The organism is Streptomyces sp. ActVer, from assembly GCF_027270795.1.
GTDB lineage: Bacteria > Actinomycetota > Actinomycetes > Streptomycetales > Streptomycetaceae > Streptomyces > Streptomyces umbrinus_A.
Map to the genome: position 1 here is coordinate 1 of NZ_JAPWHT010000074.1, position 22,678 is coordinate 22,678.

Annotated in this window: 22 protein-coding genes; 8 read left to right on the forward strand and 14 right to left on the reverse strand. The window is 70.3% G+C overall.

All coding sequences use genetic code 11. The annotated features are described in order from the left end of the window. The first annotated feature begins 335 nt into the window (after window positions 1–335). Complete coding sequence (locus O3Q52_RS14905) at window positions 336–1,148, forward strand: EI24 domain-containing protein (RefSeq protein WP_269649264.1); 813 nt, start codon at window positions 336–338, stop codon at window positions 1,146–1,148. Here the strand turns inward: O3Q52_RS14905 and O3Q52_RS14910 are convergent. After that, window positions 1,138–2,385: a pyroglutamyl peptidase gene (locus O3Q52_RS14910; protein WP_269649265.1), complete on the reverse strand. Its 1,248-nt coding sequence runs from the start codon at window positions 2,383–2,385 to the stop codon at window positions 1,138–1,140. The genes O3Q52_RS14905 and O3Q52_RS14910 overlap by 11 nt on opposite strands. A gap of 141 nt (window positions 2,386–2,526) precedes the next feature. Continuing rightward, a complete protein-coding gene (locus tag O3Q52_RS14915; protein ID WP_269649266.1) occupies window positions 2,527–3,159 on the reverse strand; it encodes a TetR/AcrR family transcriptional regulator in 633 nt (210 codons plus the stop codon). A gap of 113 nt (window positions 3,160–3,272) precedes the next feature. On the opposite strand from O3Q52_RS14915, the gene O3Q52_RS14920 reads away from it, so the two are divergent. Beyond that, window positions 3,273–5,720, forward strand: coding sequence for a glycoside hydrolase family 3 protein (locus tag O3Q52_RS14920; protein ID WP_269649267.1), 2,448 nt, complete (start codon window positions 3,273–3,275; stop codon window positions 5,718–5,720). Window positions 5,721–5,786: 66 nt separating this feature from the next. Here the strand turns inward: O3Q52_RS14920 and O3Q52_RS14925 are convergent, their stop codons facing one another. Beyond that, a complete protein-coding gene (locus O3Q52_RS14925) occupies window positions 5,787–6,701 on the reverse strand; it encodes an SGNH/GDSL hydrolase family protein (RefSeq protein ID WP_269649268.1) in 915 nt (304 codons plus the stop codon). Window positions 6,702–6,898: 197 nt separating this feature from the next. Here O3Q52_RS14925 and O3Q52_RS14930 point away from each other — a divergent pair, with 197 nt between their 5' ends. Further along, window positions 6,899–7,393 (forward strand): DUF3145 domain-containing protein, encoded by a 495-nt coding sequence (locus O3Q52_RS14930; protein WP_055611750.1) that lies wholly within the window; start codon window positions 6,899–6,901, stop codon window positions 7,391–7,393. A gap of 159 nt (window positions 7,394–7,552) precedes the next feature. On the opposite strand, the gene O3Q52_RS14935 is transcribed toward O3Q52_RS14930, so the two are convergent. From O3Q52_RS14935 to fasR, 5 genes are all read right to left on the reverse strand, one after another. Continuing rightward, complete coding sequence (locus O3Q52_RS14935; protein ID WP_269649269.1) at window positions 7,553–8,824, reverse strand: beta-ketoacyl synthase; 1,272 nt, start codon at window positions 8,822–8,824, stop codon at window positions 7,553–7,555. 86 nt (window positions 8,825–8,910) lie between these two features. Beyond that, a complete protein-coding gene (locus tag O3Q52_RS14940) occupies window positions 8,911–9,159 on the reverse strand; it encodes an acyl carrier protein (RefSeq protein ID WP_055611752.1) in 249 nt (82 codons plus the stop codon). A gap of 71 nt (window positions 9,160–9,230) precedes the next feature. Continuing rightward, window positions 9,231–10,262, reverse strand: coding sequence for a ketoacyl-ACP synthase III (locus O3Q52_RS14945; RefSeq protein WP_269649270.1), 1,032 nt, complete (start codon window positions 10,260–10,262; stop codon window positions 9,231–9,233). A 22-nt stretch (window positions 10,263–10,284) separates the two neighbouring features. Further along, on the reverse strand, window positions 10,285–11,220 hold the full coding sequence (locus O3Q52_RS14950; RefSeq protein WP_269649271.1) for an ACP S-malonyltransferase: 936 nt from the start codon (window positions 11,218–11,220) through the stop codon (window positions 10,285–10,287). Between the two features lie 89 nt (window positions 11,221–11,309). After that, window positions 11,310–12,515 (reverse strand): fatty acid biosynthesis transcriptional regulator FasR, encoded by a 1,206-nt coding sequence (gene fasR, locus O3Q52_RS14955; RefSeq protein WP_189838055.1) that lies wholly within the window; start codon window positions 12,513–12,515, stop codon window positions 11,310–11,312. 83 nt (window positions 12,516–12,598) lie between these two features. On the opposite strand from fasR, the gene O3Q52_RS14960 reads away from it, so the two are divergent. Further along, the gene (locus tag O3Q52_RS14960; protein ID WP_269649285.1) at window positions 12,599–13,249 is read left to right on the forward strand and encodes a pirin family protein; all 651 of its coding nucleotides are present in this window, start codon (window positions 12,599–12,601) and stop codon (window positions 13,247–13,249) included. An 8-nt stretch (window positions 13,250–13,257) separates the two neighbouring features. Here O3Q52_RS14960 and O3Q52_RS14965 read toward each other — a convergent pair whose 3' ends face one another. After that, on the reverse strand, window positions 13,258–14,085 hold the full coding sequence (locus tag O3Q52_RS14965) for a serine hydrolase (RefSeq protein ID WP_269649272.1): 828 nt from the start codon (window positions 14,083–14,085) through the stop codon (window positions 13,258–13,260). A 104-nt stretch (window positions 14,086–14,189) separates the two neighbouring features. Then, window positions 14,190–14,660 carry a GNAT family N-acetyltransferase gene (locus O3Q52_RS14970; protein ID WP_269649273.1) on the reverse strand — a complete coding sequence of 157 codons (471 nt, stop codon included), beginning with the start codon at window positions 14,658–14,660 and terminating at the stop codon, window positions 14,190–14,192. 96 nt (window positions 14,661–14,756) lie between these two features. On the opposite strand from O3Q52_RS14970, the gene O3Q52_RS14975 reads away from it, so the two are divergent. Both O3Q52_RS14975 and O3Q52_RS14980 read left to right on the forward strand, forming a co-directional pair. After that, the gene (locus O3Q52_RS14975) at window positions 14,757–15,221 is read left to right on the forward strand and encodes a MerR family transcriptional regulator (protein WP_269649274.1); all 465 of its coding nucleotides are present in this window, start codon (window positions 14,757–14,759) and stop codon (window positions 15,219–15,221) included. Further along, the gene (locus O3Q52_RS14980) at window positions 15,218–16,234 is read left to right on the forward strand and encodes an aldo/keto reductase (RefSeq protein WP_269649275.1); all 1,017 of its coding nucleotides are present in this window, start codon (window positions 15,218–15,220) and stop codon (window positions 16,232–16,234) included. The genes O3Q52_RS14975 and O3Q52_RS14980 overlap by 4 nt, the downstream gene beginning before the upstream one ends. A gap of 115 nt (window positions 16,235–16,349) precedes the next feature. On the opposite strand, the gene O3Q52_RS14985 is transcribed toward O3Q52_RS14980, so the two are convergent. The 3 genes from O3Q52_RS14985 to O3Q52_RS14995 all read right to left on the reverse strand — a co-directional run bounded on the left by O3Q52_RS14985 (window position 16,350) and on the right by O3Q52_RS14995 (window position 19,358). Beyond that, the gene (locus O3Q52_RS14985) at window positions 16,350–17,234 is read right to left on the reverse strand and encodes a DUF4429 domain-containing protein (protein WP_269649286.1); all 885 of its coding nucleotides are present in this window, start codon (window positions 17,232–17,234) and stop codon (window positions 16,350–16,352) included. 58 nt (window positions 17,235–17,292) lie between these two features. After that, window positions 17,293–18,516, reverse strand: coding sequence for an alpha/beta hydrolase (locus O3Q52_RS14990; RefSeq protein WP_269649276.1), 1,224 nt, complete (start codon window positions 18,514–18,516; stop codon window positions 17,293–17,295). Window positions 18,517–18,689: 173 nt separating this feature from the next. Next, window positions 18,690–19,358 carry a TetR family transcriptional regulator gene (locus O3Q52_RS14995; RefSeq protein ID WP_269649278.1) on the reverse strand — a complete coding sequence of 223 codons (669 nt, stop codon included), beginning with the start codon at window positions 19,356–19,358 and terminating at the stop codon, window positions 18,690–18,692. Window positions 19,359–19,516: 158 nt separating this feature from the next. Between O3Q52_RS14995 and O3Q52_RS15000 the strand changes: the two genes are divergently transcribed. Continuing rightward, window positions 19,517–21,136 (forward strand): MFS transporter, encoded by a 1,620-nt coding sequence (locus O3Q52_RS15000; protein WP_269649279.1) that lies wholly within the window; start codon window positions 19,517–19,519, stop codon window positions 21,134–21,136. A 311-nt stretch (window positions 21,137–21,447) separates the two neighbouring features. Further along, complete coding sequence (locus O3Q52_RS15005) at window positions 21,448–21,756, forward strand: small hydrophobic protein (RefSeq protein WP_269649280.1); 309 nt, start codon at window positions 21,448–21,450, stop codon at window positions 21,754–21,756. A gap of 83 nt (window positions 21,757–21,839) precedes the next feature. On the opposite strand, the gene O3Q52_RS15010 is transcribed toward O3Q52_RS15005, so the two are convergent. After that, entirely contained in the window at window positions 21,840–22,595 is a 756-nt protein-coding gene (locus O3Q52_RS15010) for a potassium channel family protein (protein ID WP_269649281.1), read from the reverse strand. Window positions 22,596–22,678 lie beyond the last annotated feature (83 nt).

Genomic DNA, 22,678 nt, shown 5'->3' on the forward strand with positions numbered 1-22,678 from the left:
CCCCAGCGTCTCTCGGGTGCGGGGCCGCGTCGGAATGTCCGCCCGCAGCGGAGGCCGCAACCCCCGCTTCCCAAGGCACCCGCCTCCCCATGTCGCCGTAAGCTGCGGCCACACATCCCGCCACGTCCCCTCCGGCCGTACCCCTTCAGGGGCGCGGGGCACCGGTGTCTTTGGGGGCGCGGGAAACTGCGCGAGCAACCGCGACGGTCCCGCACGTGGTGAACCGGCCTGGGCACCGGTGTCTTTGGGGGCGCGGGGAACTTTGCGATCAGCCCGGGCGGGCTGGGCGCGCAGTTCCCCGAACCACCCGGCGGAGCCCCCGGTATGGTGCAGGTATGCATGATCTTGGCGTGGGGTTCGGCTACTTGGTGCGGGGACAGCGGTGGGTGACCCGCCACGGAAAGCAGTTCGGCTTCGGACTGATCCCGGGCCTCATCACCCTCGTCCTGTACGCCGCCGCCCTCACCGCCCTGGCCCTGTGGGGCACGGACTTCACCGCCTGGGCCACCCCCTTCGCAGACGACTGGTCGAGCCCCTGGCTCGGCCTCTTCCGCGGATTCCTGACGGCCGTCCTCTTCGCCCTCGCCCTCCTCCTCTCAGTGATCACGTTCACCGCCGTGACCCTCCTCCTCGGCCAGCCCTTCTACGAGAACCTCTCGGAGAAGGTGGACCGGGACGTCTCCCCGGACGGCACGGCACCCGAGTCGGGCCTGCCCCTGTGGCGCGAGCTACTGATCTCCGCACGGGACAGCCTCCGGATCGTGGCCAGGGCTCTGGTGTGGGGTGTGCTCTTGTTCGCGCTCGGGTTCGTCCCCTTCGTCGGGCAGACGGTCGTACCGGTGATCGGATTCTTCGTCACCGGCTTCTTCCTCACCGAGGAACTGACGGCGGTCGCCCTGCAACGCCGCGGCGTCGTACTCAGCGACCGCCTCACCATGCTCCGCTCCCGCAAGAGGCTGATCTGGGGCTTCGGCACCCCGCTGGCCCTCGCCTTCCTCGTCCCCTTCGTCGCCGTCTTCCTGATGCCCGGCGCGGTCGCGGGCGCCACCTTGATGGCCCGCGATCTGATGGGCGAGGAGAGCCGCGAAGAAGGGGACGAGGGAGCGGACGAGGACGAGGGAGAGCAGGCCGGGCGCCTCAGTCGGTGACGTCCGCCGCTACCTTCAGGATCGACCGGACCTGGGCGATGATGTCCAGCCGGTTCTGGACGAACTGGGGGTCGGTGACCGTCCCGCTCGCCGGATCCGTGTTGCCCGTCCCGAACTGCAGGACCGGTGTGTGGACATGACCGCCGGGGAGTGAGGCAGTGAGGCCGAGTCGGTCCCGCAGCAGTGTGGCGCGGTACGCGATCTCGTTCGAGAGGTAGTCGCCGCCGCCGCCCGCGCGGGCGGTCGAGCCGGGGGTCGGCCCCTCGGGGCGTATGACGGGAGTGGTGCCGCCCGCCGGGATCTCGGTCACCGACGTGTTGTCGTACACGGGGAAACGGCCCGTGCTCGCGGCCACGATGTCCTTGTACGGCAAAGTCGTTGACGTCCACTGCGGCTGCGAGGCCGGGTCGGTGACCGGGATCGTCTCGGTGCGGGAGAGGTTCTCGTTGTCCCCGAAACCGCCCCGCCAGGCCCCGTTGGTGCGTTCGACGTCGAACCTGCCCACCCGGCCCTGGCTGACCGTCGTGAACAGGTCGACGCGGGGGAGATGCCGGCGCAGAGTGCGTTCCACCGTGCCGTCGGCGAAGTCCTGCCAGCGGACCGGGAAGACGGCGGTCTCGACGCGGGCAGGGCCGTCCGCCGTCTCGATCACCGTGCCGTCGAGGGCGAGGGCCGTGGCTCCGGACGGGTTGGAGATCCGGATGTCCCGGTCCAGCGTGAACGGGTCGAAACCGGTCACCAGGATGCGCTTGACGCCCTTGCTGTGCGGGTAGCGGATGGTGTCCTGCCCGCGGGAGGTCCGCTCAAGTGCGGCCAGGAGACGGGTCCGTTGTGCGTCCGTGAGGCCGAACTGCGGCTCCCACTGGCGTACTTCACGGGTCATGCCGAGCCGCGCCCAGTACAGCGGGCGGTCGTCGTCCCGGCTCAGGTCGCCGCCCGCCGGGCCCCGGCCCTGCGCGCGGTCCACCGCCCGCTGCCACAGCCGCGCGCCCTGCCGTTCGACCACACGCTCGGCCTGCGCGTACGAACGGGCCTTGCCCAGTGCTCGTACGAACTCCGGTGCCACCGTGGCGAATCCGGAGCGGGCCAGGATCTCCTGGGGCGCCGCCTTGTCGAGCCGCCGCTCCTCCACGGTGGGCGCGGCGGCGGGGTCCTCCGCCGCGTGGGCGGGCGGGGCCGCGAGGCCGGTCAGCAGGGCCAGGCCGAGGGCGCCGAGCTGAACACGTATGTACGTCAAGGTAGTTCAGGTCCTTCCGTCGCGAGTGGGGGCCGTCGTCGGATGGCGGCAGTATGCGTGACGGACGAGGCGTGCGCCATGCCGCGTGATCAGCGGGGTGCGCGAGTCGCGTGCGGGGCGTGAGGACCCTCGCCGCAGCCGTCAGCCGCCGCCGGTCCCGGGGCCTGTAGGAGAGGAGTCGGGACCAGGGCCCTCGCCCAGCAGTGTGAGGAAGTCCCGGAACGCCGCCGGCATGTCCACCGACTCCGGCGCGAGCAGCCACTGGTACTGCAGCCCGTCCATCACCGCGACGAGCAGGGGAGCGGCCCGCTCCGGCGTGAGCCCGCTCGGCAGCCGCTCCCCGTACTCGGCCCGCAGTACCTGCGCCATGTTCGCGCGCACCACCTCGTACCGCTCGGTGAAGAACTCGCGCGCCGGGTGCCCCTCCGTGACGCTCTCGCCGAGCAGCGCCGAGAAGGTCTGCACGATCCCGGGCCGCATCGCGTTGTACTCGACCAGCTGGCCCAGCAGATCGAGCCGCAGCCCGGTGCCGGGCACCGCGTCCCACTGGTCGCGCTCCGCCATCACGGCGACGAGCAGCGCCTCCTTGGTGGGGAAGTGGTGCAGCAGCCCCTGCTGGGTGAGTCCGACCCGCTCGGCGACGGCGGCCAGACTCGCGCCCCGGTAGCCGCGCTCGGCGATCACCTCCAGCGTCGCCCGGAGAATCTCCGCACGCCGCTCCACGCTCCTGGCCGACCGGGGAGCCTTGCTCGTCATGACGTCACCGTACGACATGGGCACATTCCCCGAGGCGCCGAAAGTAACGTACGAATAACGAAACCTACCGATCTACAGGTGGCGGATGCAGGATGGAGCGACGGTACGGACTTCGACGAGGAGGCACCGCCATGGCGGGAACGCAGGGAACCCGGTCCGCCCCGGCCGACCAGGCACGCGAGGCCGTGGTCGACACCGCGCTCGCGAAACTCGACCTGGACGCGAAGGCGCGGCTGCTCGCCGGACAGGACATGTGGTCCCTGCCCGCCCTCCCGGAGATCGGCCTGAAGTCGCTGGTCATGTCCGACGGCCCGGTCGGTGTACGGGGCGTGCGCTGGACCGGCGACGACCCGTCCATCGCCCTGCCGTCCCCGACCGCGCTCGCCGCCACCTGGGACCCCGCCCTGGCCCGCCGCGCCGGCACCCTCCTCGCCCAGGAGGCCCGTCGCAAGGGCGTCCACGTCCTGCTCGCCCCCACGGTCAACCTGCACCGGTCCCCGCTCGGCGGCCGCCACTTCGAGGCGTACAGCGAGGACCCGTATCTCACCGGGCGGATCGGCTCCGGGTACGTGACCGGTGTCCAGGAGGGCGGCGTGGGCACCACCGTCAAGCACTTCGTGGCCAACGACGCCGAGACCGACCGCTTCACCGTGAACAACGTCGTCTCCGAACGCGCCCTGCGTGAGCTCTACTTGGCCCCCTTCGAGGCGATCGTCGAGAACGCCCACCCCTGGGGCATCATGACCGCCTACAACTCGGTCAACGGGACGACGATGACCGAACATCGTTACCTGGTGAATGAAGTCCTGCGCGGCGAGTGGGGTTTCGACGGCTTCAACGTCTCCGACTGGATGGCCGCCCGCTCCACCGTCGCCGACATCGAGGGCGGCCTCGACGTCGCGATGCCGGGCCCGACCACCGTGTACGGCGAGAAGCTCGCCGCCGCCGTCCGCGCCGGAGAGGTGGCGGAGACCAAGGTCGACGAGGCCGTGCGCAACGTCCTGCGCCTGGCCGCCCGCGTCGGCATCCTGGACGGCGCCGAGCCGGCGGTCACCGAACTCCCGGCGGACATCGACGGCGACGCCCTGGCCCGCGAGATCGCCCGCCGCGCCTTCGTGCTCGTACGCAACGACGGTGCCCTCCCGATCCCCGAGGGGCGGTCGGTCGCCCTCATCGGCGCCGCCGCCCGCGACGCCCGCGTCCTCGGCGGCGGCTCCGCCGTCGTCTTCCCCGACCACGTCGTCTCCCCGCTCGACGGCCTCACCGCCGCCCTGCCCGAGGGCGCCCTGACCTACGCGGTCGGCGCCGACCCGAACGAGGAACTGGCCGCCGCCGACAAGGGGTTCGAGCTGCGCGCGGTCTGCCGCGACGCCGCCGGCACCGTCGTCGGCACGGGCTCGGCGCCGAGCGGCCATCTCCAGTGGATGGGCGACGACCTGCCCGACGGCGTCACCCACGACACCCTCCACAGCGTCGAACTCGCCGGCACCTTCACCCCGCGCGAGAGCGGCCGGCACACCTTCGGAATCAAGGGACTCGGCGCCTTCACGCTCACGGTCGACGGCACGACGTACTTCGACGAGGTCCAACGGGTGGAGACGGACGACCCGTTCGTGACGTTCTTCGGCGCCCCGGTCGAGCGCGCCACCGTTGACCTGACCGCCGGTGACACCTACGAGGTCTCACTGCGCCACGTCGTCTCCGTTCCCGAGCACGTCCCCATGAAGGTCGTCGCCTTCACGTTCACCCACCAGGAGCCGCAGCGTGACCCCGACGAACTGATCGCCGAGGCCGTCGAGGCCGCCCGTGCCGCCGACACGGCGGTCGTCGTGGTCGCCACGACGGAACGCGTCGAGTCCGAGGGCTTCGACCGCAAGGACCTCCGACTCCCCGGCCGCCAGGACGAGTTGGTCCACGCGGTGGCCGCCGCCAACCCCAACACCGTCGTGGTCGTCAACTCCGGCTCCCCGGTGGAACTCCCGTGGCGCGACGACGTGTCCGCCGTACTCCTCAGCTGGTTCCCGGGCCAGGAGGGCGGCGCCGCCCTGGCCGACGTCCTCACCGGCACCCACGAGCCCGGCGGCCGCCTCCCCACCACCTGGGGCTCCCTCGACAGCGCCCCGGTCACCCGGGTCACCCCCACCGACGGCGAACTCGTCTACACCGAGGACGTGTTCATCGGCTACCGGGCCTGGGAGAAGGAGGGCCGCACCCCGACGTACCCCTTCGGCCACGGCCTCGGCTATACGGACTGGACCTACGACGAGATCGAGGTGACGGGCAGGACGGTCACGGTCCGCGTCACCAACTCCGGAACCCGCAAGGGCCGCGAGACCGTCCAGATCTACGTGGCCCCCACCGAGCCGGACACCACCCGCCCGAGGCGCCGGCTGGCAGGCTTCGCGACGGTAGAGGCACCTCCGGGCGAAACAGCCACCGTCACCATCGAACTCCCAAGCCGGGCCTTCGAGATCTGGGACGAGAAGAGCAAGGCCTGGACCCCCGTGAAGGGCTCATACGAGATCGAGGCGTCCCACTCGCTCACTGACTGCAGGCTGAGGGCAACCGTCGCCCCATAGGGGCGCGGGGAACTGCGCGATCAGCCACAACAAACCCGCACGGTCCCCACAACGCCAGACCACCCCTCACGCCGGAGGCGTACGCGAAGTCACAGCCGCGTACGCCATCTCAGCAAGCCGGGCCTGCCCGTTCTTGCTGGGATGGAACCAGTCCCAGTGACTCAACTGCTTCGTGCCGAACCGGTACTCGAACACCGCCCCACCATCGAACCGGCACCGCTCATCCTTCGCGCACACTTCCCGCAACACCGAGTTGTAGGACTCCACCCGATCCTGCACGGTGTCCCGCCGCAACGTCGCGGCAGAGTCCAGCGCGTCGGCGTCACCGAGCATCGACGGGCAGATCCCCAGCTTCCAGATCTGCTTGCTCAGCTGGTTCGTCCGCCCCTCCGACCACAACCGCTTCAGATCGGGCACGCTGGACACGTACACCTGCGTCTTCGGCAGAGCCTCCCGCAGTGTGGTCAGCGCGTCCTGGAACTGGGTGCGGAAGTCCGCAACCGAGGTCATCGCGGACACGGACGAGCGGCAGGCGTCGTTCGCGCCGGCCATGACCGTGACCAGCTCGGGCTTCTTCGTCGCGGCCTGGGCCATCTGGCCGGGCAGATCGGCCATGCGGGAGCCGGTCTCCGCGTAGTTCCAGCTGCGCTGGGCGGCACCGGCCGTGCCGAGGAGCCGTACCGCGAGGCTGTTCACCTTCGTGTCGGTGCCGGTCGCCCACGAGACCTCCGGGCAGTCCGACAGCACCGAGCAGGCGTCGAAGCCGCGGGTGATGGAGTCGCCGACCGCGGCCAGCGAACCCGGGCTGCTGTCCCAGGCGGGAGTGGGTTTGGGGGACGGCTTCGCGGCCCGCGCGGAGGTGCCCGAGGGCCCGGGGGAGTTGCCGCCACTGGCGTCGCATCCGGCCAGTCCCGCGACGCCCAGGAGGGCCGCCACCGCGGCCGCGGCGACACCTCGTGAACCGTGACCACGCTTCCGCATCCCCAGTTCCCCTCGTTCGTCACGCAACGGCGGCCCGCCCAAGAGCGTCCCCCTGGGTGAAACCTCCGTGTTTCCGGGCACTGGGACCGACGGTACGTCACACTCCTTGCGCCGACGCACGGTAGCCTCGCCACGTGGCTGCCCAGCCACTGACGTTCCGCCAAAGTACAAGATGCCCGCTCTGTCCGGAGGTCCCAGTGACGACACGTGGAGTTCTCTACGTGCACTCCGCGCCGCGTGCGCTGTGCCCGCACGTCGAATGGGCAGTCGCGGGTGTGCTCGGCACGCGAGTCAGCCTCGACTGGATCCGGCAGCCCGCGTCACCCGGCACCTGGAGATCCGAGTTCTCCTGGAAGGGCGAGGTCGGCACGGCCTCCAAGCTCGCCTCGGCGCTGCGCGGCTGGCAGATGCTGCGCTTCGAGGTCACCGCCGAACCGTGCGCCACCGCCGAGGGAGAGCGCTACAGCTGCACCCCTGAGCTGGGCATCTTCCACGCCGTGACCGGCATCCACGGCGACATCCTGATCCCCGAGGACCGCCTGCGCGCCGCCCTGGTCCGCTCCCAGCAGGGCGAAACGCAACTGGAGTCCGAACTCACCAAGCTCCTCGGCAAGCCCTGGGACGACGAACTGGAGCCCTTCCGCTACGCAGGCGAGGGCGCTCCGGTCCGCTGGCTCCACCAGGTGGTCTGACAGCCAAGCCCCCTGCAGATGGGCGCGCCCGTCAGGGGCGCGGGGAACTGCGCGACAAGCCCCCACCGTCCCGCGGGCGACACTCAACGAACGACAAGTGGCCCGGGTTCCTCAAAGAGGAGCCCGGGCCACTCACCGTAAGCACAAAAACGGCTGAAATCAGACCGTACGGAACGCCAGAACCACGTTGTGCCCACCAAAGCCGAACGAGTCGTTCAGCGCGGCGATCCGCCCCTCGACGGGCAGCTTCCGAGCCTCGCCACGAACGATGTCGGCGGTGGCCTCCGCCTCGGGGTCGAGGTTCTCGACGTTGATGGTCGGCGGCGCGATCCGGTTGTAGAGCGCCAGCACCGTGGCCACGGACTCCACACCACCGGCGCCACCGAGCAGATGCCCGGTCATGGACTTCGTACCGGAGACCGCGAAGTGATCGGTGTCGTCGCCGAAGACCTTGCGCAGCGCCTTCAGCTCGGCCACGTCACCCGCCGGCGTGGAGGTCGCGTGCGCGTTGACGTGCACGATCTCCGCCGGGTTCAGGTCGGTGTTGTCCAGCAGGTTCTGCAGGGCGTGGGCGATGCCCCGCCCCTCGGGCTCCGGCTGCACGATGTCGTGGCCGTCGGCCGAGATGCCCTGGCCGACCGCCTCCGCGTACACGCGGGCACCGCGCTTGGCGGCGTGCTCGGCCGACTCCAGGACGATGACGCCCGCGCCCTCGCCGAGGACGAAGCCGTCCCGGCCGAGGTCGTAGGGACGCGAGGCGCCCTGCGGGTCGTCGTTGTTCTTGGACATCGCCATCATGTTGCCGAAGGCGGCGATGGGGAGGGGGTGGATGGCCGCCTCGGTGCCACCGGCGACCACGACGTCGGCGCGGCCGGTGCGGATCATCTCGATGGCGTAGCCGATGGCCTCGGCGCCCGACGCGCAGGCGGAGACCGGGGTGTGCACACCGGCGCGCGCGCCGACGAGCAGACCCACGTTGGCCGAGGGGCCGTTCGGCATCAGCATGGGGACGGTGTGCGGGGAGACGCGGCGTACGCCCTTCTCCTTGAGCACGTCGTACTGGTCGAGCAGGGTCGTGACGCCACCGATGCCGGAGGCGATGACCGCGCCGAGACGGTCGGGGTCGACCGCTGCGTCCTCGCCCGCCTTGTCGGTGTAACCGGCGTCCGCCCAGGCCTCCTTGGCCGCGATCAGCGCGAACTGCGCCGAGCGGTCGAGGCGGCGGGCCTGCGGGCGCGGAATGACCTCGCCCGGCTCCACGGCGATCTGCGCCGCGATACGGACCGCCTGGTCGGCGGCCCAGTCCTGCTCCAGAGGGCGGACGCCGGAACGTCCGGCGACCAGGCCCTCCCAGGTCGAGGCTGCGTCGCCACCCAGCGGTGTGGTTGCGCCGATACCGGTGACGACCACGGTGCGATTGGTCGGGCTCACGGGAATTCTTTCTCCAACGGATACGAGGATTCAGCGGCGCCACCGCCGGGTGGCGGGGCTAGCAGCGTCCGGGGGTGAGGGTGGGCTCAGCCCTGGTGCTTGAGGATGTACTCGGTCGCGTCGCCGACCGTCTTGAGGTTCTTGACGTCGTCGTCGGGGATCTTGACGTCGAAGCGCTCTTCGGCGGCGACGACGACCTCGACCATGGACAGCGAGTCGACGTCCAGGTCGTCGGTGAAGGACTTCTCCAGCTGGACGTCCTCGACCGGGATGCCGGCGATCTCGTTCACGATGTCGGCGAGACCGGCGACGATCTCTTCCTGAGTGGCGGCCATGTCAGGCGCTCCTTCTTGTGTATCCAGAGGGTGTGGCGGTACTCCCGCCCGGAAGGATCCGGGCGGTGTGCCTAGGGGAGGGTAACGACCGTCGCGGCGTATACGAGACCCGCCCCGAAGCCGATGACGAGCGCGGTGTCGCCGCTCTTCGCCTCGCCGGTCGCCAGGAGCCGCTCCATCGCGAGCGGAATCGAGGCGGCCGAGGTGTTACCGGTGGTGCGCACGTCACGGGCGACCGTGACGTGTTCCGGCAGCTTGAGAGTCTTCACCATCGAGTCGATGATCCGCTCGTTGGCCTGGTGGGGAATGAAGACGTCCAAGTCGTCCGCAGTGAGTCCGGCGGCGTCCAGCGCCTCCTTGGCGACCTTCGCCATCTCGAACACGGCCCAGCGGAACACCGCCTGGCCTTCCTGCGTGATCGCGGGGAACTTGACCTCGCCCTTGGAGTCCAGGGGCAGCTCGGACACGTCGCCGATCCGGAAACGGTCCCACGGGATGGTCTGCTTGATCGTGTGGGACTTGTCGCCCTCGGAACCCCAGACGGTCGGGCCGATGTGCGGCTCCTGGGAGGGGCCCACGACGACCGCGCCCGCGCCGTCACCGAACAGGAAGGCCGTCGCGCGGTCCTCCAGGTCGGTCAGGTCGGAGAGCCGCTCGACGCCGATGACGAGCACGTACTCGGCGGAACCCTCCACGACCATGCCCTTGGCCAGGGTCAGTCCGTAGCCGAAGCCGGCGCAGCCCGCCGAGATGTCGAAGGCCGCGGCCTTCGCCGTGCCGAGCTTGTCGGCGATCTCGGTGGCGACGGCCGGGGTCTGGCTGAAGTGCGAGACGGTCGAGACGACGACGGCGCCGATCTGCTCGGCGCCGATCCCGGCGTCGGCGATGGCCTTGCCGGACGCCTCGATCGACATGGCGGCGACGGTCTCCTCGTCGTTCGCCCAGTGCCGGGTCTCGATGCCGGAGCGCGAGCGGATCCACTCGTCGGACGAGTCGATCGTTTCGAGGATCACCTCGTTCGGCACGACACGGACCGGGCGGTAGCCGCCGACACCGAGGATGCGCGCGTACGGGGCGCCCTTGCTGGGCTTGATCTTCGACATGCTCTGTCGGCTCCTTACGCGCTCAGGCGGAGGCGTGCTCGGCGATGAGCTCGCGAGCCGCGTCCAGATCGTCGGGTGTCTTCAGCGCCAGCGTCTTCACGCCGGGCAGCGCGCGCTTGGCGAGACCGGTCAGGGTGCCGCCGGGGCACACCTCCAGGAGCGCGGTCACGCCCAGTTCCTTGAAGGTCTCCATGCACAGGTCCCAGCGGACCGGGTTGGCGACCTGGCCGACCAGCCGGGCCAGGACCTCCGAGCCGGCGGTGACGGCCTGCCCGTCCTTGTTCGACACGTACGTGAGCGTCGGATCGGCAGGCGACAGCTCGGCCGCGGCGCGGGCGAGGGTGTCGACCGCCGAAGCCATGTGGTGCGTGTGGAAGGCGCCCGCGACCTTGAGGGCCACCACACGGCGTACGCCCTCGGGCTTGTCGGCCTCCAGGGCGGCCAGCTCCTCCAGCGTGCCGGCGGCCACGACTTGGCCTCCGCCGTTCACGTTCGCCGGGGTCAGGCCGAGCTTCTCCAGGTGCGGGATGGTCACTTCCGGGTCGCCGCCGAGCAGCGCCGACATTCCGGTGGCGGTGGCGGCGGTCGCCTCCGCCATGGCCAGCCCGCGGACGCGGACGAGGCGGACGGCCTCCTCGTCGGGGAGTACCCCGGCGAGCGCGGCGGCGGTCAGCTCGCCGACGCTGTGGCCGGCGACGGCGCCGACCTTGAGCGGCAGCTGGGCAGGGTCGTCGAAGAGCGTGTACGCCGAGGTCAGCCCGGCCGCGACCAGGAGCGGCTGCGCCACCGCGGTGTCACGGATCTCGTCCGCGTCCCCCTCGGTGCCGTAGCGGATCAGGTCGAGCTCCACGGCGTCGGACCACGCCTCAAGGGCACCGCGGACACCGGGGAGGTCGAGCCAGGGAGTCAGGAAGCCGGGCGTCTGGGCGCCCTGGCCGGGAGCGACGAGTACGAGCACTCTCACACTCTCTCTTGTGGACGGGCACGGCCGCCCGTGGGGACAGGGACGAAGAACAGGAGGGGGAATTGTAGGTCCCCGACAAAAGCCTAGAGCTGGGGATCTCCATCGGCCAGACGCCCCAGGATCAGCGCGATCCGCAGCGTGAACGCCGAACGTACATCCGAAGGCGACCAGCCGGTGACGTCAGTCACACGTCGAAGCCGGTAGCGCACGGTGTTGGGGTGCACGAAGAGCATCCGGGCCGCTCCTTCGAGACTGCTCGCCTGTTCGAGATAGACGCTCAGAGTCTCCAGGAGAGCGGACCCGGCCTCCTCCAGTGGTCTGTAGATCTCCTCCACCAGCTGTTCACGAGCAGAGGGATCCGAGGCGATCGCGCGCTCCGGCAGCAGATCGTCCGCCAGAACCGGCCGAGGGGCGTCCTGCCAGGCGAAACACGCCTTGAGGCCGGCGGCCGCCGCCTGCGCGGAGCGGGTCGCGGCGAGCAGGTCGGGCACGACGGGGCCGGCCACCACGGGTCCCGCGGCATACGGCCCGATCAGGGACTTGGCGACACCGAGCGGGTTGTCGCTGCCGCCCGCGATGACGACCAGCCGGTCCCCGAGCACCCCGGTCAGCACCTGCAGCTTGGCGTGCCGGGCGGCCCGCCGGATGGCCTCGACGGTCAGCTCGCTGTCACCGTCGGGCGCCGTGCCCAGCACCACGCACACATGCTCGGGCGAGTTCCAGCCGAGCGCCGCGGCACGGGACACCGCCCCCTCGTCGGCCTCGCCGGAGAGAACGGCGTTCACGACCAGGGACTCCAGCCGGGCGTCCCAGGCACCGCGCGCCTCGGCGGCCTGCGCGTACACCTGAGCGGTCGCGAAGGCGATCTCCCGCGCGTACACGAGCAGCGCCTCGCGGAGCACGGACTCGTCACCGGGAGCGGCCACCTCGTCGATGGCGCTCTCCATCACCTCGATCGTGGTGCGCACCATCTCGACGGTCTGGCGCAGGGTGATCGCCCTGGTCAGCTCGCGCGGCGCGGTGCCGAAGACGTCCGTGGAGATCGCCTGGGGAGCGTCCGGATGCCGGAACCACTCCTTGAACGCGGCGATACCGGCCTGAGCGACGAGGCCGATCCACGACCGGTTCTCCGGGGACATCGCCCGGTACCACGGCAGCGTCTCGTCCATGCGCGCGATCGCCTGGGCCGCGAGGCTGCCGGACGACTTCTCCAGCCGCTTCAGGGTCGCGGCGTGCGCATGGGCGGCGCGGGCGGCGCGTTCGGTGTTGCTGGATTCGGGTTCGGGCACGGGACAAGACTGCCTTATCAGGACGGGAGTATGCGGCGGAGGGTCTCGGACGGCTCGTCCGACGGGTCTACGGTGGGTCCGTGATGGACGCACGGCGCGCCGACGAGCGCTACCGCGGAGGCGACCCGGCGGCCGGGATCGAGTCCCTGCACGCCTTCTCCTTCGGCCCGCACTACGACCCGGACAACCTCCGCTTCGGCGCGGTCATCGCCTGCAACGAGGAGCGCCTCGCGCCCGGCGCCGGCTTCGACGAGCACCCGCACAGCCACACCGAGATCGTCACCTGGGTCGTCGAGGGCGAACTGACCCACCGCGACACGGCCGGCCACGAGTCGGTCGTACGCCCCGGGGACGTCCAGCGCCTCAGCTCGGCGGGCGGGATCCGCCACATCGAACGCAACGACGGCGACACACCGCTGCTCTTCGTCCAGATGTGGCTCGCCCCGCTGGAGCCGGGCGGCGACCCCGCGTACGAGGTCGTCCACGGCATCGCCGACTCCACCCCGTACGCCGTCCCGGAGGCGGCCGCGATGCTCCACGTCCGCCGCCTCGCGCCGGGGGAGCGCACCGCCGTCCCCGACGCGCCGTTCGTGTACGCCCATGTCGTACGCGGCGAGGTCCTGCTGGACACCTCGGTCCTGACCACGGGCGACGCGGCCCGCATCACGGACGCGAAGGACCTGGAGGCGGTGGCCAGGGACGGGGCGGAGCTGCTGTTCTGGGAGATGGCGTAGGGAGCCTCTTACGGGGTGCTGGAGAGCTCGGCCAGCACCGCGTCCGTGAAGGCGGGCCACACCTCGACGGCCCACGGCCCGAACGCCCGGTCCGTCAGCGCCACGCAGGCCGCTCCGGCATCGGGGTCGATCCACAGGAACGTACCGGACTGCCCGAAGTGCCCGAAGGTCCGCGGCGAGGACGAACTCCCCGTCCAGTGGGGCGACTTGGAGTCCCGGATCTCGAAGCCGAGCCCCCAGTCGTTGGGGTTCTGGTGCCCGTACCCCGGCAGGACACCTTTCGTCCCCGGGTACTGCACGGTCATCGCCTGGGCGACGGTCCGCGGGTCGAGCAGCCGCGGCGCCTGCACCTCGGCGGCGAACCGCACCAGATCGTCGACGGTCGAGACCCCGTCCTTCGCGGGCGAGCCGTCGAGGGTCGTCGACGTCATCCCGAGCGGTTCGAGCACCGCCTGCTTCAGATACTCACCGAAGGGAATCTCCGTGGCCTTCGCGATGTGATCCCCCAACTGCTCGAACCCGGCGTTGGAGTACAGCCGCCGCAGCCCCGGCGCCGCGGTCACCCGGTGCTCGTCGAAAGCCAGCCCACTGGTGTGCGCGAGCAGATGCCGCACGGTCGCCCCCTCGGGCCCGGCGGCCTCGTCCAGCTCGACGGCCCCTTCCTCGTACGCGACGAGAGCGGCGTAGGCGGTGAGGGGCTTGGTGACAGAGGCAAGCGCGAACGGCTGGGTGACGGGGCCGCGGGTCCCGAGCACGACACCGTCCGCCCGCACAACGGCCGCGGCAACGGCAGGAACGGGCCACTCTTCAATCAGCGCAAGACTCTCCAAAGGCATGAGCAAGAGCCTACGACCACGTTGATACGCGGGTGGGTTCGGGCAGCACCGCTTTGTCTTCAGGGGCGCGGGGAACTGCGCGACAAGCCCTCACCGGCCCGTACTCAAAAACGAAGCCGCATCAAAGGATCAGGCGTCCGTACAAACCCCATGGACGCATACAGCGGCGCAGCCTCCACCGACGCGGTCAGATCGACCTGCCCAACCCCCTCCTCCCGGAACCACGCCACCAGCGCCTCCATACAGTCCCGCGCATACCCCCGCCGCCGCACCTCGGGATCGGTCGCCACACTGAACACGTAACCGATCCGCCCGTGCGGATTCCCGGCCCGCCCGATCCGGTACTCCACGGTCCCCACGACAAGCGCCCCCAGCGCCCCCGCCCGCTCGGGGTGATCGACGACGAAGGCCGCGAAACCCCCGTCGGGATCGGCCAGCCGCCCCCGTACGGTGGTCAGGGACTCGGCATGCCAGTCGGTGGACGTGTCCGCCCCGGCCATGGAGTCGATCATCACCTGACGGAGTCGAAGGAGTTCCCCGGCGTCCTCGGGCACGGCACGGCGTACAAGACTCATGATCGGCACGGTAGCCACGGGCCCCGGCCGATGTCGTCGGAATTTCATCGGAATCCGCTTGCTTGGAGTGCACTCCAAGGTTTTAGCGTTGAGGCCATGACGGTGATGGAGACCACGGACACCAGGAACGACACCTGTGCCGGCCCGCCGCACGTGCGCCGGCGTCCGGACGGCCAGGACCAGTACACGATCAGCGAGGTCGTCGCCTTCACCGGCCTGACGGCACACACCCTCCGCTGGTACGAGCGGATCGGGCTGATGCCCCACATCGACCGCTCGCACACCGGCCAGCGCCGCTACAGCAACCGCGACCTCGACTGGCTCGACCTCGTCGGCAAGCTGCGGCTGACCGGGATGCCGGTCGCCGGGATGGTGCGGTACGCGGAGATGGTGCGCGAGGGCGACCACACGTACGCCGACCGCTTCGAGCTGCTCGAAGCCACCCGCCGGGACGTACGGGCGCGGATCGCCGAGCTCCAGGACACCCTCGCGGTGCTCGACCGGAAGATCAATTTCTATGCGGACGCCGGGCGGGCCCTGGCGTCGGAGAGGTCCCGATGACGGACAGCAGGATCGCGAAGGCGCAGCTCGGTACGGGCGGCCCCGAGGTCGGAGTACAGGGCCTCGGCTGCATGGGCATGAGCTTCGCGTACGGCCCGACGGACGCCGAGGAGGCCCGGGCCACGCTGGAGCGCGCGCTGGAACTCGGCGTGACGCTCTATGACACGGCGGACGCGTACGGCCAGGGGGAGAACGAGGAGTTCCTGTCGCCGTTCTTCCGGGCGCACCGCGACGAGGTTGTCATCGCGACGAAGTTCGCCCTGGCGATCCCGCCGGACGAGCCGACGAAGCGGATCATCCGCAACGACCCGCCGTACATCCGGCAGGCCGTGGAGGCGAGCCTCAAGCGGCTGGGTGTCGATGTGATCGACCTCTACTACATGCACCGCCGTGACGTGAACGTCCCCATCGAGGAGACGGTCGGCGCCATGGCCGAGCTGGTCCGCGAGGGCAAGGTCAAGCAGCTCGGCCTCAGCGAGGTCACGGGCGGCGAGCTCCGTGCCGCGCAGGCGGTGCACCCGATCGCGGCCGTCCAGTCGGAGTGGTCGCTGTTCAGCCGGGACATCGAGGCGGGCGTGGTCCCGGCGGCCCGGGAACTGGGCGTGACGCTGGTCCCGTACTCGCCGCTGGGCCGGGGCTTCCTCACCGGCTCCTTCACGAACGCCGACACGGAGCTCACCGAGGGCGACTTCCGCCGCCAGCAGCCCCGCTTCACCGGTGACAACGCGGCGGCGAACGCGGCCCTCCTGGAGCCGATCCGGGCGGTCGCGAAGGCCCACGACGCCTCCGCGGGCCAGATCGCCCTGGCCTGGGTCCACCAGCAGGCGTCCGTCCACGACCTCCCCGTAATCCCCATCCCGGGCACGCGCAGGCGCACCCGGATCGAGGAGAACACAGCGGCAACACGCATCGTCCTGAGCGAGGCCGACCTGGCCACCCTGAACGAGATCGCCCCCCAGGTATCAGGCACCCGCTACGCGGACATGAGGTTCGCGTCGGCGGGCCGGGAGTAGCGAGCCCCGTGAGGGGGGCGCCCCTTCAGGGGCGCGGGGAACTGCGCGACTAGCCACGACGGTCCGCAGCCAACGAACGACCCCGCAGCCCCTCCCACGCCTCACAACTCACACCTCAAAGCTCGGCCAGCAACTCGGCCTTCTTCATCGAGAACTCCTCATCCGTGACGAGCCCGGCCTCATGAAGCTCGCCAAGATGCCGGATCCGGTCGGCGATGTCGGCCGGATCCCGCCGAGCCCCCGCATCGGCCCCCGCTCCCGACCCCTCGGCCAGGGCCGAAGGCCCACCCGTCCGCACCGCGGCAAGCACCGCCGCGGCGAACGGCAACGACTCGTGAACCGGCCCGTACCCCAGCCCGAAGACAACGGCGGCCGGATCCTGATCCGCCTGAGCCGGCTGTGAAATCCCCGAGTCACGGCGCAGCAGCCGCAGATGCCCCTCGAAGACCTCGGGCGAGCGCCACTCGACACCACACAGGTCGGACACGGCGAAACCCTGGTCGCCGGCCTTCCACTTGGCGGAGGACGCCCCCGTCCAGAACCACCGGAAGTGCACGGACTTCCCGTCGAAGGACGCCTTCCCGTCGTACGCCTTGAACTGCAGCGGCGTTTCCGGCGGCTGCACCAGATAGCGCTCGGCAGGCCCCGGGTCGTTGGTCGCGAGCATCGCCCGCAGCTCGTCCGCGTAGTACTCGGCGAGCGTCTCCCGCTCGGCGGGCAGGACAAGCCGATAGGGGTCGGACCCCTCCTTGAGCTGTCCCGCCGCCGCCTCCATGAGCGGATCCGCTCCCGGTCTCGGCTCGGCGCGCAGGACGACCGTCCCGCGCTTGCCGGGCGTCAGCGTCACCGCCGCGATCGCGTCGAGCGGGATGCGGCGCTCACCGAGCGCCTGGAACAGCTTCGGCGTGCGGATCCCCCGTTCGAAGCGGATGAGCACGGAGTCGGACTCGAACTCCCAGGCGGCATGAAATCCGGCCAGTACGTCACCCATGCGGGCCATCGTATGCGGCATGCGCTTCGTAGTCCCCTCCCTGAGCAGACCGCACTTTCTTCGTTCTCTACGCGCGTCCGACTTCAGCCGTGTCGGACAAACCCTCCCGGCACACGTCATCCTCGCGGGCGCAGCGCACCGCGCGGTACGCGCCAATCCCGATCTCGGCGAAGTTCCGCAGGCTGTCGGTGCCGGGCACGAAATAGCCCGTGTGTCCCCGGGCGCCCCGGGCCGACAGCACCCGCGCGCCGAAGTCCGAGGACATCGGATCGGCCCCGTGACCGAGCCCGCCGACCTTCAGATGCGGTACGTCCTCGATCCAGTCGTCGGAGTCCCGTACGGCCCACACCCGGGCGGAGGTGCGCAGCTGCGCGGCCTTCTCGACCCGCATACCGGGGCTGCCCGCCACCGCTATGTCGGAGACCCGGGAGGGCAGCGAGTGCGCGGCGACACCGCAGACGACCGAGCCGTAGCTGTGGCAGTACAGGGCCACGCCGGAGCGTCCGGGCAGGGCCCGGACCAGGGCGTTGAGCCGGACCGCGCCCTCCTCGGCGCGAATCCCGGTGGCCGCGTCCATGCCGAGTCCGCTGGGCGCCGTGTAGTCGGCCCAGGCGATGACGGCCGTACGTGTCTCCGGGCTCGCGGCCCGCTCGGCGCTGTACAGGGACTTCGCCATGCCGACGGGCGCCGAGTACGTCTTGTTGGTGCGCTGGAAGGTCAGGAGGTTGGTGTCGACGCCGGGCACCACGACCGAGACCCGCTCGGCCCTGTCCAGGTCTCCGAAGACCTCCGCGACCCGGCCGGAGCCCATCGGGTCGAAGGCGAGGATGCGGCGCTCCCCGCTCATCAGGTCCTCGTACCGGTTCATCCGGCGGCCGGCCTCGTACTGCCCGGTCGGCGAGAGCCGGTCGTCGTGCATGCGTTTGAGCTCGACCTTGCGCGCCTGGCCGAGGGCGATCTGGTTGGCGCGGTAGCGGAGCTGGACCGGCGCCCCGTTCATGTTGCCGACCGCCAGCGGATAGCGGGCGGCGAGCCGGGCCCGCTGCCGCGCGTCGAGCGAGGCGAAGAAGCGGGCCAGCCGGGCGGGTGTCGTGTCGTCCGGGTCGGGCAGGCGATGACCGCCTATGCGACCGCGGTCCCAGGCGGACAGCGACGCCGCGAGCGGTGTGCTCGCGCCCCGGTGATTGCGCACTGCTGTCCAGCCGGTGGTCCCGAGCATCACGAACACCACGGCCAGCGCGAGCAACATGCGCCAGACGTTGAGTTGGGGGGTGGAGTCGAAGGAAGTCACTGGAAGGACACACTAGGAGAACGAGAGTGTCTCGCGTTAACCGAGTGAGGCGGATCACGTTTCGTGGGGGGTAATTGGGTAAAACCGGGCGCATATTGAGTCGCCCGGTCACCCTGTGTAGGTGCGCAACTAGCCCCGCCATCGGCGGATTTCGACTCTGCGTACGACTGTCGTCACTCGGTGTCCGTACGGCCGTTCCCGCCGCCCGTGCGCCAGTTCTCCGCCAACGCGGGCCCCACCTGGTCGAGATACGAGGCGGTCAGCTCGCGCATCGCCGCCACACTGAAGTCCTCGCCCGCGCCCCAGAGCCGGCCCGTCAGCCGCATCACCCCGCCGAAAACGGCCATCACCAGGCGCGGCCGCGGGTCGGTGTCCACGTCGAGGCCCTCACGCTCGGCGATCACTCGCGCGAGTTCCTCCTCCAGTCCCTCCTGGCGGCGCAGGTGGGCGGCGAGCAGCGCGGGCGTCGACTCGATCAACTGGAAGGCGCGCATGTGGAGTTCGAGCGGGATGACGGCCTCGATGGCCTCGCCGATGGTGTCCCAGCTGGCCATGACGGCCTTGCGCAGCGCGTCCAACGGGGCCTCGTGGGCAGGGCGCCCGCGCACCGCCGCGACGAAATGCGACTCGGCCATCTCCTGGACGGCGAAGGCGGCGTCCTCCTTGCCCGCGAAGTAGCGGAAGAAGGTGCGCTGTGAGACGTCGACGGCCTCGACGATCTCGTCGACGGTCGTCCGCTCGTACCCCTGGGTCGTGAACAGTTCCAGGGCGGCCCGCACCAGGGCGTCCCGGGTCCGCTGTTTCTTGAGCTCGCGCAGTCCCGGCCGTGACGCCGTGTCCATGGAACCTCTTCCCGTCTTCCGCGTCTGCGTCTGTTTCGTCCCTCCGGCACGCCGCAGGTGTCCGTTCCGCCCGGCTCAGACTATCCGTGAGTGACGTGACAGTTACCGACTTGTGAATTGGTTTGTCAACTGTCAGTGGCTGTCATTAGCCTCGGGGCATGACTAGTCAGACCACCGTCGACACGACCGGCCCGGCCGACAAGGCCTCGCCCGCCGCCCCCGGTCCGACCCCGGGCAAGGGGCTGCGCGGCCACCCTTGGTACACCCTGTTCACCGTGGCCGTGGGCGTGATGATGGTGGCCCTGGACGGCACCATCGTGGCCATCGCCAACCCGGCCATCCAGAAGGACCTCAACGCCAGCTTCGCGGACGTTCAGTGGATCACCAACGGCTACTTCCTCGCGCTCGCGGTCACGCTGATCACGGCGGGCAAGCTCGGCGACCGGTTCGGCCACCGGCAGACCTTCCTGATAGGAGTGGTCGGCTTCGCGGCCGCCTCGGGTGCCATCGGCCTCTCCGACAGCATCGCCTTCGTGGTCGTATTCCGAGTGCTCCAGGGCCTGTTCGGCGCGCTGCTGATGCCGGCCGCGCTCGGTCTGCTGCGAGCCACCTTCCCGGCCGAGAAGCTGAACATGGCGATCGGCATCTGGGGCATGGTCATCGGCGCCTCCACGGCAGGCGGCCCGATCCTCGGCGGTGTCCTCGTCGAGCACGTCAGCTGGCAGTCCGTCTTCTTCATCAACGTGCCGGTCGGCATCATCGCGGTCGTCCTCGGCGTGGTGATCCTCACCGACCACCGCGCGGAGAACGCGCCGCGCTCCTTCGACCTCCCCGGTATCGGCCTGCTGTCCGGCGCCATGTTCTGCCTGGTCTGGGCGCTCATCAAGGCCCCGGAGTGGGGCTGGGGCGACGCCATGACGTGGTCGTTCCTGGCCATCTCGGTGCTCGGCTTCGGACTGTTCGCGTACTGGGAGAACAGGGTCGCCGAGCCGCTCATCCCGCTCGGGCTCTTCCGCTCCGTGGCGCTGTCGGCCGGTGTGGTCCTGATGGTGCTCATGGCGATCGCCTTCATGGGCGGCCTGTTCTTCGTCACCTTCTACCTGCAGAACGTGCACGGGATGAGCCCGATCAACGCGGGCCTGCACCTGCTGCCGCTCACCGGCATGATGATCGTCGGCTCGCCCCTGGCCGGCGCGATGATCACCAAGACGGGACCGCGCATCCCGCTCGCGGGCGGCATGGCGCTCACCGCCATCGCCATGTTCGGTGTGTCGACGCTGGAGACGGACACGAGCAGCGGGCTCATGTCGATCTGGTTCGCGCTCCTCGGGCTCGGCCTCGCGCCGGTCATGGTCGGCGCCACGGAGGTCATCGTGGGCAACGCGCCGATGGAGCTCTCCGGTGTCGCCGGTGGTCTCCAGCAGGCCGCGATGCAGATCGGCGGCAGCCTCGGTACGGCGGTCCTGGGTGCCGTGATGGCCTCCAAGGTCGACGGCGACCTCGCGGGCAACTGGGCGTCCGCGGGCCTTCCGCAGCTGACCCCGGTCCAGCTCGACCAGGCCAAGGAGGCGGTCCAGGTCGGCGCCGCGCCGGTGGCACCGGGCACGCCGCCCGAGCTCGCCGAGAAGATCACGGGCGTCGCGCACGACACGTTCATCTCCGGCATGAGCCTGGCGAGCCTCGTCGCGGCCGGCGTCGCCTTCGTGGCCATCTTCGTCGCCTTCCTCACCAAGCGGGGGGCCAACGCGGAAGCGGGCGCGGGAGTCGGACACATCTAGTCCGCTCGATGTTCGTCTCTGTCGGCCATCTCCGGCCCGGCCCCGCCGAGTTCACTCGGCGGGGCTTTCGCCTATCAGGGTGACGCCATTCCGTATGACTTTCATATCGGTCGTGCCGCAGGTCAGAGTGCTCTCAACTGATCCGTACGAAACGGCCAGTTCGGTGAGGCCGGGGCGCGCTGCCGGAGGGGGGCAGCGCGCCGCGGAAGCGGTGGGAGAAGAAGTACGGGTCTGAACCGAACGGACCGGGGTACACGGCTTCCGAGCCCGAACCGGCCGGCATTCGGCCGGCTCAGAGGTCCAGGGAGTTGATGATGGCGGGCTTCGGTCACACCACGCGCAAACACCCTCGCTCACGGAGCCGTACTCGGCGTCGGAGCGGGCCGGACCGCGCGACGCTCGGAATCATCGGAGTCATCTGCGCGGTCGCCGGATTCTTCGTGCTGGGGATCATCCTCGGCCCACTGGCGATCGCCTGCGGATGGCTGGCAATGGGACGCCGCTGGAACGGCGCCCGCCCACTGCCGGCGCTCATCGCGCTGGTACTGGGCGCGATAGACACGATCCTGGCGATCGTGTGGATGGCCGGAACGGCGGGCCCGGGTAACGGAATGTTCTAGCCGGACCGTGCTGTGGACAGTCGTCTGCGGGTCGTGTGTGGCTGGTCGCACACACCCGCACCCGACGAACAACCGCACACTGCTCAGCGCAACTGCTCCTCCGCAGCGACAGACGCCGAGTCGGACAACGCGGCAACCTGCGCCCGCAGGGCCCGTACCTCCTCCGCCAGCGCCTCGATCGCCGCCGTCTGCCGCCGCTCCTCCACATCGTCCGACTCGAACCGCGATATGAACCACGCGGCGATATTGGCGGTCACGACACCGAGAAGCGCGATCCCGGACAGCATCAGCCCGACCGCTATCATCCGCCCGAGCCCGGTGGCCGGAGCATGGTCGCCGTACCCCACGGTCGTCATCGTGGTGAACGACCACCACACCGCGTCACCCAGCGTCTTGATGTTGCCCTCGGGCGACTCCCGCTCGACGGAGAGCACAGCGAGCGAGCCGAACATCAGCAGGGCCACCACCGCACCCACGACATACGTGGTCAGCCGTATCTGCGGCGCCATCCGGGCCCGCTGCCCGACGAGCAGCAACGTGGAGACGAGCCGCAGCAGCCGGATCGGCTGGATGAGCGGCAACAGCACCGCGCACAGATCGAGCCAGTGCGCCCGGACGAACTCCCGCCGCCGGTCGGTGAGAGCGAGCCGTACGAGATAGTCCAGGGCGAACAACCCCCAGACCGCCCACTCCACGCGCGTGCACCACGAGGTCACCTCCCGATCGGCCTCGGGCCACACGATCGGTACGGCATAGGCAACGGCAAACGCCACCGCAAGCCCCAACAAGGGCCGCTGCGTACGCTGCTCCCAACGGTCCTGCGCCGATTGCTGCTTCATGCGCGCATAGTAGAAAACGCGAAGGGGCGGCGTGACCCGTGGCCACACCACCCCTTGACAGCGCGCTGAGTTCAGACCGACCG